Source organism: Streptomyces sp. AJS327 (assembly GCF_013450295.1).
In the GTDB taxonomy this organism is placed as follows: Bacteria; Actinomycetota; Actinomycetes; order Streptomycetales; family Streptomycetaceae; genus Streptomyces.
On the sequence record NZ_SKBR01000001.1, the window covers coordinates 615291 to 629546 of the forward strand.

Consider the following 14256-nt stretch of genomic DNA (forward strand, 5'->3'; position numbering starts at 1 on the left):
CGGACTCGGAGGGCTGGGCTCAGGCGCTGGGCTCAGGGACCGGACTCGGGGAGCCGGGCGCCGGGGCCGGGCTCAGGGGATGGGCCAGCGGTGGGGGCCTTCGGGGGAGTCGAGCCAGGCCCAGCGGTCCTCGCCGTCGATGGTCACCCCGTAGCGGGGGCGGGCCGGGCGTCCCTCGTTGTGCCAGAGCGTGTAGGCCTCGTTCGGGCCGAGCCACTGCTCGCTGAGGGCGCGGAGGAAGTGGAAGGAGTCCTCGCGGAGGGCGTCGGTGGGTACGTCGGCGAACGTGCCCTCGGTGAGTCCGGCGTCCTGGCTGTGGCCCCGCAGCGGGACGAAGAAGGCGGGGGTGGGCAGGAAGCGGCCGGAGGCGTGGGTGGCGTCGGTGACGTGGAGGGCGAGGAGGCCGGTGGCGAGCGGGGTGACGATCAGCCCTCCGGGGACGCACTGCCGGAGCCAGGCGTCGGGGATGGTCGGCATGCCGACGGTGACGATGATCCGGTCGTACGGGCTGTGCTCCGGGCAGCCGAGGGCGCCGTCGCCGGTGACGACGTGCGGGTGGAATCCGGCGGCCTCCAGGTGGCGGCGGGCGTCCTCGGTGATGTCGGGGTCGATGTCGACGGTGGTCACCCGGGCGTCGCTGAGACGGTGGCAGAGCAGGCCCGCGTTGTATCCGGGGCCGGTGCCGATCTCCAGGACGCGCGAGTCGTCCCGGACGTCGAGGTACTCCAGCATCCGGGCCATCAGGGAGGGCTGGCTGCTGGAGGAGATCAGCTCGCCGTCCCGGACCCGGGTGGCGAGCGGTACGTCCTGGTAGACGCCGTCGTGCCACCGCTGGCGGCCCCGGCGGTCGGGGTCGTCGCGCCAGAGCCGTTCGTAGCCGCCGAGCGCCGGTGCGTAGTAGTAGGGCACGAACAGCTCGCGGGGCACCTCGGTGAAGGCGGCGCGCCAGCGGGGGTCGGTGAGGGAACCGTCGGCGGCGATCTCCTGGACGAGGCCGGTGGCGTCAGGCATGTCTCCACTGTGCTGCGTCCCGCCGCGCCGCGCGAGACCGGATCCGCGGTGGGACCGGGTCTCCGTGGGGAGCGCCCGGGCCCCGGTCGGGTTGGGGGACCGGGCCGCCGGGCGCGGGTTGGGGACCGGCGTGGTGGCGGGGCCCGGCGGGTCCGGTCAGGTGGGGTGGCGGTCTCGGGCTGGACGGAGCGGTCTGACGGTGCGGCGTACGGAGACGGTGGGGAAGCCGCGAGGAGTGGGAGGGCGGCGGCCGCCGCCCCCGGTCCCGGTGCCGGTGGCCCGTCACCGTTCCCTCCCCCATGGGGAGGGCCGCCGCTGGTGCTGGTGGCCGGTGTGGTGCTCGGGGCCGCTGGTCGGGGTGGGACCGGGGCTCCACCGGGACGGGTGGGGCCCGGCTCCGGTGTGGGTGAGGTCCGGGGCGGGCGGGGCCCGGTGCCGGGGGTGGCGGGAACCGGACGGTGAGCGCCGCGCGTGGTGGGTGGCGGGGGCGGGTCGCGGTGCCGGACGCCGGTCGGGTGCGGCGGCTGCCGGGCGGGACGGCCGGTGTTGCCGCACGGGGGACGGGATACGGCCAATGCCGGGTGACTGGCGAAAAGCCCGGCCATAATGGCTTGTTGTGGCCCCCGGGTATGGCGTCGCCGCGCCGGATGGTGGCGTCGGTGCCCAACGTCGGGGCGACGGACGGCTGTTCGCGAACCGTGCGGCCGTCGATGGACGGTCGTGGGGGCTGGCGGGCGACCAGGGGGGGAGGACGGGAACCGTGGCACAGTCGACAGCCGACCGGCCGGTGGCTCCGCCGGACGGGGCGGCCGAGGGCGAACCGACGGGCGGACCGGGCCCGTTGGGACGGCGTTCCGGTGGGGCGCCGGCCGCCGCCTCTGGCGGCGGGGCGGGCCGGGCCGGGGTGCTGCGCCGGTTCCGCTGGGCCGCGGCGACGGAGCCGGGGGGTCTGCGGCTCACGGCGGCCGTGCTGGCGGTGGCGGCGGTGCTGTTCGGCGCGGTGGCGTGCTGGCAGATGGCGCAGCGCGCCGAGGCGGCGGACGGGGTGGTGGAGCGGAGTCAGCCGCTGAGCGCGGACGCGGCGAAGGTCCACCGGGCGCTCGCGGACGCGGGGACCACGGCGTCGGCGGGGTTCCTGGCGGGGGGTGACGAGCCGCGCGAGCTGCGTCGCCGTTACGACCGGGATGTGGCGGACGCGTCGCGACTGTTGACGAAGGCGGCGTCGAACTCGGAGAGTTCGCCGTCGGCGCGGCGTCAGATCAGCAAGCTGAATCAGCAACTGCCGGTGTACACGGGGTTGGTGGAGGCGGCGCGGGCCAACAACCGGCAGGGGCTGCCGCTGGGCGGCGCCTATCTGCGGCACGCGAACGACAAGTTGCGGACGGAGATGCTTCCGGCCGCCCGGAAGTTGTACACGGCGGAGACCGCCCGGCTGAACGCGGACTACGCGGCGGCCAGGGCGTGGCCGTGGCTGGCGATGGGGCTGGGGGTCGCGGTGGTCGCGGCGCTGGGCTGGGCGCAGCGGCGGGAGTACCGGCGGACGAACCGGGTGGTCAGTCCGGGGCTGGCGGGGGCGACGGCGGCGTCGCTGGCGCTGTTGGTGTGGCTGTCGGCTGGGCACGCGGTGGCGCGGGCCCAGCTGGACACCTCGGACGTGCGGGGCGCCCGGTCCCTTCAGGCGCTGAACGCGGCCTGGATCGGGGCGCTTCAGGCCCGGGGGGACGAGAACATGGCGATGGTGGCGCGGGGCGCGGGTGAGGAGTACGAGCGGAGTTTCCGGCGTGAGGTGGCCGGTCTGGTGGGGAAGGCGCCCGACTGGCGGGAGGGTACGGCGGGTCGTCTGAACGAGGCGTTGCGGCTGGCCGACGACGAGCGGGGGCGGAAGCCGGTGCGGGCGGTGCGGAAGGCGTTGCGGGAGTGGGATGAGCGGCACGCGGAGGCGCGGGAGCGGGACGCGGGGGGTTCCTACGACGCGGCGCTGACGATGGTCATCGGGGAGAAGGGCAGCACGCGGGAGTCGTTCGAGCGGGTGGACGCTGGGCTGGCCGAGGCGAGCGCGCATGAGCAGCGGGAGTTCGAGCGGGCTGCGGAGGGTGGCCGGGGGGCGCTGGCTGGACTGCCGCTGGGCGCCGTCGTGTTGGCGGTGCTGGGTGCGGGGGCGGCGCTGTGGGGGATCGGGCGGAGACTCGCCGAGTACCGATAGCTGGGACGAGGGGGAGCTATGGGAAGTGTGGAGCGGGGCGGCCGGGCCGGTGAGTCTGGCAGAGGGGCGGGTTCCGGAGGGCGGGGCGGGCGTTGGAGGGAGCGTTCGCCGGGTGAACGGCCCACGTCTGCGGGGCTGATGGGCTGGGTGTCGCCGATCGACCGTTGGCGTACGGGGAGTTGGGCGGAGACGGAGCTTTCGGCCGTGCGGCTGAGGGAGTCGCCGGGGCGTGGGGCGCGGGGCGGGGGTTCGCGTTCCGGGGTGTCGTTGCTGGTGGCGGTGGCTGGACTGGCGTTGGTGGCCGGGGTGTTGGGGGTGACGTTGCGCGCGGCGCCGGGACCGGCCGTGGCGGACGCGGAGGGGGCGGGGGAGCGGCTGTCGGCCTCGGGGGAGTCCGGGGCCACGGCCCCCGAGGAGCCCAGGAACCCGGGAGATGGGGGAAGTTCGGGGGGCGAGGGCTGCCGGGAGGGTGTGGAGGGCGCGCGGGCGGTGGCGAGCCTGAAGCCGTCGAGGAAGGCGGGGCGGGCGGTCAAGCGGGTGCGGAAGGCGGAGCGGCTGGTGGTCGGGGTGGACCAGGACAGCTATCTGTGGGGGTACCGGGATCCGGCGTCGGGGAGGCTGCGCGGGTTCGACATCGACCTGGTGGAGGCGATCGCGGAGGATCTGCTGGGTGGGGATCCGGAGATCGTGTACCGGCCCGTGCCGACCGAGCGGCGGGTCGCCGCGATACGGGACCGCGAGGTCGACATGGTGGTGCGGACGATGACGATCTCCTGTGACCGCCGGGACGATGTGGCGTTCTCCACTGCGTACTTCGAGGCGGGCCAGCAGCTGGTCGCTCCGAAGGAGGGGGCGCGCGTCAAGGGGTTCGACGGCAGTCTGCGCGGCGAACGGCTGTGCTACGCCCGGGGGTCGACGGCGGAGAAGCTGATGCGGACGAGGAAGGTCCGTGCGCTGGGGGCCCGTTCGGTGACGGTGCCCAACCAGCTGGACTGTCTGGTGCGGATGCAACTGGGCACGGTGGACGCGACGGTGACCGACAGCGCGCTCGGTGCCGGGCAGGCCGCGCAGGACCCGTCCGTCGAACTCGTCGGTGAGCCGGCGACGGTGGAGCCGTACGGTGTCGCGATGAACCCGGCCGACCGGGATCTGGTGCGCAGGGTGAACCGGGTGCTGGAGGAATACCGGAAGGGCGGCGCCGACTCGGCGTGGCGCAGCTCGTACCGGGAGTGGCTGGCCGACGAGATGATGGGTACGGAAGACGGCAAGGAGCCCTCGCCGCCCAAGCCGGTCTACGGGGACTGACGGCGGTGGCCTCCCTGAGCGCGGTCGAGGCGGTCGGCACACCCCTGTGCCGCGCCGTCCGGCCCACCGAGTGCGGACGCGGGAGAGAGGCAGCGAGGTGATCCATTCGATGGGGTCGGTGGGGCCCGCCGGGCCGGTGATGAGCCCGGAGGAGGTGGACCGTGAACTGGAGCGGCTGGACGCCGAGTACGAGGCGGTCGAGTCCTCCCTGCTCGCGCTCCAGGACCACGCCGGGCGGCGTTTGCTGGAGGGTGCCCGGCTGTCCGGCGTCACCGAGCGCCGCTGGGCGCGGGCCGACCAGATCGCCACCCTGCTGTGGAAGACCTTCGACCGGTACACCGCCGCGCTGAAGGCCGCGCATGAGCTGCGGGGTCGGCGGCGGTCACCGAGCCGTGCGGAACTGGCGGAGCTGACCGGTCTGTTGCGCGGCACCCTGAGCGTTCCGGGTGGGGGGCCGCCCGCCCCGCCGGTGGGGCTGCTGGATCCGGGGGAGCCGGGTGGTTCCGGTGGCGGGGGTGAAGGGGCCCGGCTCGCTGAGCAGTTGACGCTGGCGCAGCTGGTGGAGCGGATGAACAGCTGGTACGCGCAGGCGCTGGACGTGGTGGCGGCGGCGGACTCGGTGTGGTCGGCGCTGCCCGCCCGTATCGATCTGCTCTCCGCCGAGCTCCAGCGGGTGCGGTCGCTGGCGCACTCGGTGGGGGTGCGTCCCGGTGAGCATCCGGCGGGGGACGACCTGGAGCGGACCACCGCCGAACTGACCGTGCTCCGCGCCGAGGTGCTGCGGGATCCGCTGGCCTTCTGGGTTCCGGCGGGGGGTAGCAGCGCGCCGGGTGGCGGGCGTCCGGACACCGCGCGGTACGACGCGGCGGCCCGTGCGCTGGAGGACGTGCGGCGGGAGATCGACGCGGTGATCGGGGTCCGGCAGGACGCCGAGCAGCGGCTGATGAAGCTGCGGGACCTGCTCTCGCGCGCCGATCGCACCCTGGCGGAGGCGCGGACGGCGCGGGGTGAGGTGCTGGCGAAGATCGCCGCTTCGGAGGTTCCGGCGGTCAGTGGGCCGCCGGCCGCTCTCCAGGAGCAGTTGATCCGGGCGGCGGACTACCGTCGGCGTTCCCAGTGGCATCTGCTGTCGCCGCTGCTGGAGAGCCTGGAGCAGCGCGCCGAACAGGAGCTGGAGCGGGCGCGGGATCAACTGTCGGCTGTGACGGCTCCGTTGGCGGTCCGTGCGGAGCTGCGGGGGCGACTGGACTCCTGCCGGGCGGAGTTGGCGCGGCACGGCAGGTCGGGCGACCGGTTCCTCGCCGAGCGGTACGACATGGCGCGCCGCATGCTGTGGAGCGCGCCGTGTGATCTGCGGGCCGCGGAGAGCGCGGTGCGGCGCTACCGGGCGGCGGCGCGGGAGACGCTGTCGTCCGCGGCGGGGGAGCCGCTGGAGCGGGCCGAGCCGGGGGAGACCGGGTGGGCGGAGGGCAGGGAGGAAGCGTGAACGGGGACGCGATCCGGGAGCCGGGCGGGGAGCTGGTTCCCGCGCGGGCCGGGGAGTTGGGCGGGGAGGCCGGTGTGGTGGCGCCGGGGAGCTGCCAGCGCCCGTCCTGTGCGGGGGAGTACGTGGATGTGGGTGCGGGGCTGCTGTTCTGCGCGGTGTGCGGGATGGCGCCGCCGGTGGCGCCGGACGGGTACCTCGGCCCGGCGCGCACCGTGCTCACGGCGGTGCTGGCCCGGCCCGGGCGGCTCGCGGCGGGGCCGTCCGTGGCGGCCCCGCCGTCTTCGGGGGGCGGGTCCGCCGCCGGGACGCGGGGCGCCGTGGTCCGCGCGCCGTCCGACGCGCGGCGCTCGCCCGCCGGTTGGGGCCGTTCGCCCGGCAACGCGGGCCGCTCTCCGTCGAGTTCGTCGGGCTCTTCGGGTTCACCGGAGGCACCTGGTTCCGCGGGCTCTTCTGGTTCCCGCGGTTCCGGGGGGTCGAGGGGGTCCCGGGGTTCGCGCCGGTCGGTCTCCGGACGCCTGCCGGGCGCGGCGCGTGGCTCGGCCCCGTCGGTCTCCGCGCGCGGTAGCCGCCCGACGGGTTCCTCGTCCGGCCGGGGGGAGTTGGGCCTGGGCCTGGTGGCCGTTCCCGAGGTGCCGCGCGCCGATCCCGCCTCGGTGGTGCTGACGGACCCGGAGGTGCCCGAGCGCAAGCGGTTCTGCGGCAACGGCGACTGCGGTTTCCCGGTGGGCCGCTCCAGGGCGGGCCGGGCTGGCCGGACGGCGGGGTTCTGCACCCGCTGCGGCCGCCCGTACTCCTTCGTGCCGAAACTGCGGCCGGGCGAGGTGGTGCACGGGCAGTACGAGATCGCGGGCTGTCTCGCGCACGGCGGCCTCGGGTGGATATACCTCGCCGTGGACCGGGCGGTCGCCCACCGCTGGGTGGTGCTGAAGGGCCTGCTGGACACGGGGGACGAGGACGCGATGGCCGCGGCCATCGCGGAGCGGCGGTTCCTCGCGGAGATCGAGCACGCCAACATCGTCCGCATCTACAACTTCGTCGAGCATCCGGACCCGCGGGACGGCACCCTGGACGGCTACATCGTCATGGAGTACGTCGGGGGCCGGTCCCTCAAGGACATCGCCAACGCGCGGCGCGCTCCGGACGGTGGGCGGGCCCCGCTCCCCGTCGACCAGGCGTGCGCCTACGGCATCGAGGCGCTGGAGGCCCTGGGGCATCTGCACGAACGCGGGCTGCTCTACTGCGACTTCAAGGTAGACAACGCCATCCAGCAGGACGGCCGTCTCAAGCTGATCGACATGGGCGCGGTGCGCCGGGCCGACGACGACGAGAGCCCCATCTACGGAACCGTTGGCTACCAGGCGCCCGAAGTCGCCGCGCACGGCGCGTCGGTGGCCTCCGACCTGTACACCGTGGCCCGTACCCTCGCCGTTCTCACCCTCGACTTCCAGGGCTACACCAGCGTCTACGTGGACTCCCTGCCGGACCCCGAACACGTCGCGGTCTTCCGGAAGTTCGAGTCCTACTACCGGTTCCTGGCGCGCGCGACCGACCCCGATCCGCAGCGCCGGTTCGCCTCCGCCCGGGAGATGGCCGACCAGCTGCTGGGGGTGCTGCGTGAGGTGGTCGCGCTGGGCAGCGGGCGGCCCCGGCCCGCGCTGTCCACCCTTTTCACCCCGGAACTCCGCGTGGCCAGCACCGAGTTGCTCACCCCCGGCACCGGGGACGCCTCGCTGCTCGGCGCCCGCCGCCCGGCGCGTGGCGCCACCCGCCGGGAACGCGGCCGACGCGGCCGACTCCGGCGGCGCCGTCCCGCCGCCCCCCGCTCCACCGCCGACGGCGCCAACGACCGTGTGGGCGGCGGCGGGACGGACGCGGGCGCCTTCGAGGGCGCGGGCGACGGCGAGGGGGCGGTGGGGCTCGCCGCGCTCCCGCTCGTCCCCCTGTCCCCGCGCCGTACCGCGCTGGCGCTGCCGCTGCCCCGCGTCGACCCGGCCGACCCCAACGCCGCCTTCCTCGCGGCGCTTCCGGCCGCCGGTCCCGAGGAGTCGCTGGCCGCGCTGCGCGGAGCGCCGGGCCCGTCACTGGAGTTGAGCCTGCGCGAGGTGCGGGGGCTGCTCGAACTCCCCCCCGACACCCCGGTGATGGACCCCCCTTCCTCCCCGGGCGGCTTCTCCGGTTCCTCCCCGGACGGTTTGCCGGGTTCGTCCTCCGACGCTGCCGCCGGCGCCGGTCCGGCGGGCGCGGTCGACCCCTCGGTGGTGCGCGCGGCGACCCGGCTGACCGCGGTGGAGGAGGGGCACCCGGACGACTGGCGGGTGGTCTGGTACCGCGGGCTGTGCGCGCTGGCCGGGGGCGACCGGGAGACGGCGGCGCTCGCCTTCGACGCGGTCTACGACGCCTTCCCCGGTGAGACCGCGCCGAAGCTGGCGCTCGGCTGCTGCGCGGAGACGCTCGGGCAGTGGGACAACGCGGCCGAGTTCTACCGTCTGGTGTGGGTGGCCGACCCGGCGTACGTCAGCGCCGCCTTCGGCCTGGCCCGGGTCCGGCTCGCCGGGGGCGACCGGCCCGGCGCGGTGGAGGTGCTGGAGTCGGTGCCGGAGACCTCCATCCACTACGTGCCCGCCCGGGTCGCCGCCGTACGGGCCCGGCTGCGTCACCGGGCCGCCGACGAGCCCCTGCTGCCGGACCTGTACGCTGCGGCGGACCAGATCGACCGGCTGCGGCCCCTCGGGCTGGACGCGGTCCGCCGGGAGGAGTTGAGCGCCGAGGTGCTGGGCAGCGCGCTGGACTGGACGCTCGCGGGACGGGCCGGGGCACCCGCCGGGGGAACCGGAACGTCCACGCCGAGCGTGATGTTGCTGGGCTGCACGATGGACGAGAACGGGCTGCGCTCCGGGCTGGAGCGCGGCTACCGCGTGCTCGCGCGCCTCGCGCGGTCCGGTACCGAGAGGAATGAACTGGTGGAACGAGCGAACCGTTTCCGCCCCAGGACGTGGGTGTGACCATGCCACAGCTCGACCAACTGTCCGCCTGTCCCAGCTGCGCGGAGCCGCTCGAACCGGGGGACCGGTTCTGCGACGCCTGCGGCACCGACCTGGCCGAGGCGGCCCGCCGCTCCGCCGGACAGACGGACCGGGACACGCGGGGTGATCGGCCCACGCTCCCGCTGAACCAGGTTCGGCTCGCCGCCCGTTCGGCCGGTGCCGTGGGCTCCGGCGCCACGAGCCAGGACGGTTCCGCGAGTTCGGGTGAGGCCAGCGACTCCGGAGGCCCGGGAAGCACCCCGGCGGGTCCCGGCGCGTCCCGGTCGCCGCGGAAGGGGAAGCCGTCCCGCGACGCCGCGCGGCGCTCGCCCGGCGACGCGGAGCGGGTGGGCTCCCGGGAACCCGCGACCGAGCAGGACTTCCCGCTGCCCCCCGCACGGTCGGCCCCCGAACCCGCCACGCCCCCCACGGACACCGCCTCCGAGCCCGCCGAAGCGGCTGGCCGCACCGAAGCGCCCGAACCCGCCGAACCGGCTGAACCCGCCGGGGCCGAGGCCGCCGAGATCGTCGAACCCGCCGTCCCGCCCCGGTCCGGGCCGCGCGATCCGCGCACCGCCGACCCCCGCACCCTGCTCGACGAGCCCGGCGCCCCCGCCGAACGGCCCGCCGGACAGGGCGCGTCGGGTGGACGGGAAGGGACGGGCGGATCGGGCGAGCGGGACGGGCCGGGTGAGGCCGCGCGGGCGGCCGCCGCCCCCGAGCCGACCCTCGTCGACCTCACCGGCGCCGGGCAGGGGGCCACCGAGTCCTCCGGAGCCGACATCGAGACGCTGGAGTCCGGGCAGCCGGAGATGCTCGGCCCCCGCTGTGTGGCCTGCGGCACCGGCGCCATCGACGACGACGGGTACTGCGAGCACTGCGGGCACAAACAGCCCGCCGCGCGGGACCACATGGAGCGACAGCTGCCCGGGGTGGCCGCCGCCAGTGACCGGGGGCTGCGCCACCACCGCAACGAGGACTTCTTCGCCATCGCCGAGTCCCAGACGGCCGACGGCGACCCCGCCACGGTCGCCGTGGTCTGCGACGGCGTCTCCTCCGCCACCCGCTCCGACGAGGCGTCCGCCACCGCCTGCCGCACCCTGCGCGACTCGCTGTGCATCGCGCTCGCCGAGGGCACCGACGCCGCCCGGGCGATGCGGGACGCCGTCCTGGACGCCGCCGAGGCGGTCACCGCGCTCGCCGCGGAGGGACCGAACGAGCCGTCGAAGAACTCCCCGGCCTGCACCGTGGTCAGCGTGCTCGTCTCGGAGGGCATCCTCACCGTCGGCTGGGTCGGGGACAGCCGCGCCTACTGGGTGCCCGAGGACCGCGCCGTCGCCCCGGCCCGGCTCACCGAGGACGACTCCTGGGCCGCGCAGATGGTCGCCGCCGGGCTGATGAACGAGGCCGAGGCGTACGCCGACCGCCGGGCGCACGCCATCACCGGCTGGCTCGGCGCCGACGCCTACGAGGTCGAGCCGCACACCGCCTCGTTCCGGCTGGAGGATCCGGGCGTCGTGGTGGTCTGCACCGACGGTCTGTGGAACTACGCGGAGTCGGCCGAGGAGATGGCGTCCGCCGTGCCGCAGGACGCCGCCGCCCGCCCCCTGCACTCGGCCCAGCACCTCGTCGGCTACGCGCTGGACGGCGGGGGCCACGACAACGTAACAGTGGCCGTCGTACCGTTCCCGGCGCCGCCCGCCCGGGCAGGATCGTCCTGAACCCGGTGGGACGCCGAGCGGTCGGCGTCCCGGCCACACCCCCGGGCGCCGCCCGGCGCCGGGGGCGCCGAAAGACCACCGGACCGGCCGGGACGACGGGGGAGCCGGGCGGAACCGGCGGGCGGTTTCCGTCAGTTCAGCGGGACCAGCGGGACCAGCGACCGGATCCACCGGCGGTGGCGGTCGCCACGGCGGAGCACGACCGGCGCGCACGGCACCGCGCGTGCCGCGCGCACCACGGAGCACGGGGGGAAGCACGGTGAGTGACGCACGTCCGAGGGCCCCGCTGTGGCCGCGCGCGGAGCGGGGGCGCGATTGATGGCCACCTTCGCCAAGTCGAACATCCCGCGGTTCGCGCTGGAGGTCCGGCAGAACCGGTACCTGCCGGACGGCGGGCGCGACGTGCACGCCGTCGTCAGCCTCACCTCGACCGGCGGCGGCACCAGCGGCGGCGCGCCGCTGACCGTCACCGGCCCCGGGGACCCCACCGCGGGCGGGAGCGCCGCCGTGGTGCTGATGGTCGACTGCTCCCGCTCCATGGACTATCCGCCCGCGAAGCTGCGCAACGCCCGCGCCGCCACCGCCGCCGCCCTCGACACCCTGCGGGACGGCGACTCCTTCGCCGTCGTCGCCGGTACCCACCGGGCGGCCGAGGTGTTCCCCGGCGGTGGCGGGCTGGCCGTCGCCGGGCCCGCCACCCGGGCCGCCGCGAAGCGGGCGCTGGAGGGGCTGACCGCCCGGGGCGGCACCGCGATCGGCGGCTGGCTGCGGCTGGCCGACCGGCTGCTGCGCACCGCCGACGCGCCCGTCCGGCACGGGATCCTGCTGACCGACGGGCGTAACGAGCACGAGGAACCGGCGGCGCTGCGCGCCGCGTTGGCGGACTGCGCGGGCCGGTTCACCTGTGACGCGCGGGGAGTCGGCACCGACTGGGAGGTCGCGGAGGTCACCGAGATCGCCTCGGCGCTCCTCGGCACGGCGGACATCGTCGCCGATCCCGACCGGCTCACCGCCGACTTCACCGCGCTGATGTCCGCCGCCGTCGGCAAGGGCGTCGCCGACGTGGCGCTGCGGCTGTGGCTGCCCGAGGGCGCCCACGTCGTCTTCGTCCGGCAGGTCGCGCCCACCGTACGGGACCTGACCGGCCGTGCGGTGGCGTCCGGCCCGCGCACCCTGGACTACCCCACGGGCTCCTGGGGCGACGAGTCGCGTGACGTACATCTCTGTGTGCGGGTCCCGGCGGCCGCGCCGGGCAGCGAGATGCTCGCCGCCCGGGTGTCCCTGGAGCGGCCCGCCCCGGGAGGCGGCGAGACGCTCGCCCAGGGCCTGGTCCGCGCGGTGTGGACGGACGACGTGACCGTCTCCACGGCCCTCGATCCGGCCGTGGCGCACTACACGGGCCAGGCCGAACTGGCCCGGGCCATCCAACGCGGCCTGGATATGCGGAAATCGGGCGACGAGGTGGGCGCCGTGGCCGAACTCGGCCGAGCGGTGGCCCTGGCGCACTCCTCGGGAAACGCGGATACTGCCGCATTGCTGTCCAAGGTGGTGGACGTGGTGGACGCGGTGGCGGGTACTGTTCGACTCAGGACACAGGTCGCCGAGGCCGACGAGATGACGCTTGAGACACGGTCCACCAAGACGGTCCGCGTCACGAGGAAGTAAGCGGTACCGAGGTACGAGACGCAAGTGACGGAGGGGGAGGCATTCACCATGCCGACTTGCCCGAACGGCCACCAGTCGGCGGCCGACGACTGGTGTGAGGTGTGCGGCCACCGGATGAGCGCGCACTCCGCACCCGCCGGTGGCGCCGTGCCGTCCCCTCCGCCGCCGGGGCAGGGAGGCCCCGGCTACGGCTACCCCGCGCCGCACGGCGCCCCCGGCCAGCCCGCGCCCGGACCGGCCTACGGCTACCCCAACCCGGGGGTGCCCGGCCAGCCCGAGCGGTGCCCGCAGTGCGGCACCCCGCGTGAGGCGCAGGCGCCCTTCTGCGAGCAGTGCCGCTTCCACTTCGCGGCCCCGCGGGGCGCCGGAGGACCGGGCGGGTACGGCCAGCCCGGGGGCCCGGGGCAGCCACAGCCCGGCCAGCCCGTTCCGCCGGGCGGCGTCGCCCCCGGCCAGCCGCAGCCACCGACCGGCTACGGCTTCCCGAACCAGAGCCCCCACCAGAACCCGGGCCCCCAGAACCCGAGCCTGGCGGGCCAGCCGGGCCAGCCGGGCCAGCCCGGGCATCCGGGGGAGCACCCCGGAGCCATGGGACAGCCCGGCTACCCCGGCGCGCGGCAGGAGCCGGGTGGCCCGGGGGCCGGTCCGGGCGATCCGCAGCAGCCCGGCCCGCAGGGCGGTTCCCCGTACGGCGGGCCCAACGGGCAGCAGCCGGGGGCGCCTTCGGCGCCGCAGCCCGCCCAGCCCACCGGTGACTGGATGCTGCCGCCGCCGGGCGGCTCCGGCGAGCCCGAGCGCCCGCCGCACCCGTACCAGCCGCAGCCGGGCCCCCCCGGCCAGCACGGCCAGCACGGCCAGCCGGGTCACCCTGGCCAGCCAGGCCAGCCGCAGCCAGGGCAGCCGCAGCCGGGTCAGCCCGGCCAGCACGGTCAGCCAGGCCACCCGGGTCAGCCGGGCTTTCCCGGTCAGCCGGGGATGCCGGACCACCCGGGCCAGCCCGGTCACCCGGGTCAGCCCGGCCAGCCTGGTGGACCAGGCCAGCCCGGCGGACCGGGGCAGCCGGACCAGCAGGGACACCCGGGCGCTCCCGGTCAGCCGGGCCACCCCGGCCAGCCGCAGCCGGGCATGCCGGGTGGTCCCGGAATGCCGGGCGGCCCGGGCCAGCCGGGGATGCCGGACCAGCAGGGTCAGCCGGGTCACCCCGGCCAGCCGGGCCAGCCGCAGCCCGGCCAGCCCGGGGTACCGGGCCAGCCGGGACCGATGGGCCAGCCGGGACCGCACCAGCCCGGCGGTCCGCACCAGCCGGGCATGTCGGGCCAGCCGCCCGGCATGCCGGAGCAGTTGGGTCAGCCGGGTCAGCCGGGTCAGCCGCCCGGCGGCGGCTGGCTGGCCGTGATCGCGCCGGACCGCGAGTACTTCACCGCGATGATGCACCGCAGCGGGCCGGAGGCGGCCGCGCTCAACCTGCCCAGCCAGCCGCAGGAGCAGCAACTCCCGCTCAGCGGCAACCAGATCACCATCGGGCGCCGTCGCCACTCCACCGGGGAGGCGCCGGACATCGACCTGGCGCTCCCCCCGGAGGATCCCGGCGTCTCGCACCAGCACGCCGTGCTCGTGCAGCAGCCGGACGGCAGCTGGTCCGTCGTGGACCAGGACTCGACGAACGGCACCACGATCAACCTCGCCGAGGACCCGATCCAGCCCTACGTCCCCGTCCCGCTGAAGGCCGGCGACCGCGTCCACGTCGGCGCGTGGACGACGATCACGCTGCACCGCTCCTGACCGCGCGCCGGGACGCCCGCCCCCGTGGCGGGCGTCCCGGTCGCGGTGCGGTGGGCGGCG

8 protein-coding genes are annotated in these 14256 nt (G+C 76.1%); 7 read left to right on the top strand and 1 reads right to left on the bottom strand.

The window, feature by feature from the left end; translation table 11 throughout:
• Positions 1 to 72: 72 nt before the first annotated feature.
• Positions 73 to 1011 carry a methyltransferase domain-containing protein gene (locus E0L36_RS02435; RefSeq protein ID WP_180927187.1) on the bottom strand — a complete coding sequence of 313 codons (939 nt, stop codon included), beginning with the start codon at positions 1009 to 1011 and terminating at the stop codon, positions 73 to 75.
• A 760-nt stretch (positions 1012 to 1771) separates the two neighbouring features.
• Between E0L36_RS02435 and E0L36_RS02440 the strand changes: the two genes are divergently transcribed.
• From E0L36_RS02440 to E0L36_RS02470, 7 genes are all read left to right on the top strand, one after another.
• The gene (locus E0L36_RS02440) at positions 1772 to 3214 is read left to right on the top strand and encodes a hypothetical protein (RefSeq protein WP_308416607.1); all 1443 of its coding nucleotides are present in this window, start codon (positions 1772 to 1774) and stop codon (positions 3212 to 3214) included.
• A 261-nt stretch (positions 3215 to 3475) separates the two neighbouring features.
• Positions 3476 to 4519 (top strand): glutamate ABC transporter substrate-binding protein, encoded by a 1044-nt coding sequence (locus tag E0L36_RS02445; RefSeq protein ID WP_308416608.1) that lies wholly within the window; start codon positions 3476 to 3478, stop codon positions 4517 to 4519.
• 109 nt (positions 4520 to 4628) lie between these two features.
• Complete coding sequence (locus E0L36_RS02450) at positions 4629 to 6005, top strand: hypothetical protein (RefSeq protein ID WP_374705502.1); 1377 nt, start codon at positions 4629 to 4631, stop codon at positions 6003 to 6005.
• The gene (locus tag E0L36_RS02455; RefSeq protein WP_308416609.1) at positions 6002 to 9007 is read left to right on the top strand and encodes a tetratricopeptide repeat protein; all 3006 of its coding nucleotides are present in this window, start codon (positions 6002 to 6004) and stop codon (positions 9005 to 9007) included. Before E0L36_RS02450 ends, E0L36_RS02455 begins: the two co-directional genes overlap by 4 nt.
• Positions 9008 to 9009: 2 nt before the next feature.
• Positions 9010 to 10749 (top strand): PP2C family serine/threonine-protein phosphatase, encoded by a 1740-nt coding sequence (locus E0L36_RS02460; protein WP_180928546.1) that lies wholly within the window; start codon positions 9010 to 9012, stop codon positions 10747 to 10749.
• 318 nt (positions 10750 to 11067) lie between these two features.
• Positions 11068 to 12414, top strand: coding sequence for a VWA domain-containing protein (locus E0L36_RS02465; protein ID WP_180927189.1), 1347 nt, complete (start codon positions 11068 to 11070; stop codon positions 12412 to 12414).
• A gap of 48 nt (positions 12415 to 12462) precedes the next feature.
• Entirely contained in the window at positions 12463 to 14196 is a 1734-nt protein-coding gene (locus E0L36_RS02470) for an FHA domain-containing protein (RefSeq protein ID WP_180927190.1), read from the top strand.
• Positions 14197 to 14256: the final 60 nt, after the last annotated feature.

What these genes read in the sequence shown, in the direction of transcription:
- E0L36_RS02435 (WP_180927187.1), bottom strand. Translation starts at nt 1,011, where the DNA reads ATGCCTGACGCCACCGGCCTCGTCCAGGAGATCGCCGCCGACGGTTCC.
- E0L36_RS02450 (WP_374705502.1), top strand. Translation starts at nt 4,629, where the DNA reads ATGGGGTCGGTGGGGCCCGCCGGGCCGGTGATGAGCCCGGAGGAGGTG.
- E0L36_RS02460 (WP_180928546.1), top strand. Translation starts at nt 9,010, where the DNA reads ATGCCACAGCTCGACCAACTGTCCGCCTGTCCCAGCTGCGCGGAGCCG.
- E0L36_RS02465 (WP_180927189.1), top strand. Translation starts at nt 11,068, where the DNA reads ATGGCCACCTTCGCCAAGTCGAACATCCCGCGGTTCGCGCTGGAGGTC.
- E0L36_RS02470 (WP_180927190.1), top strand. Translation starts at nt 12,463, where the DNA reads ATGCCGACTTGCCCGAACGGCCACCAGTCGGCGGCCGACGACTGGTGT.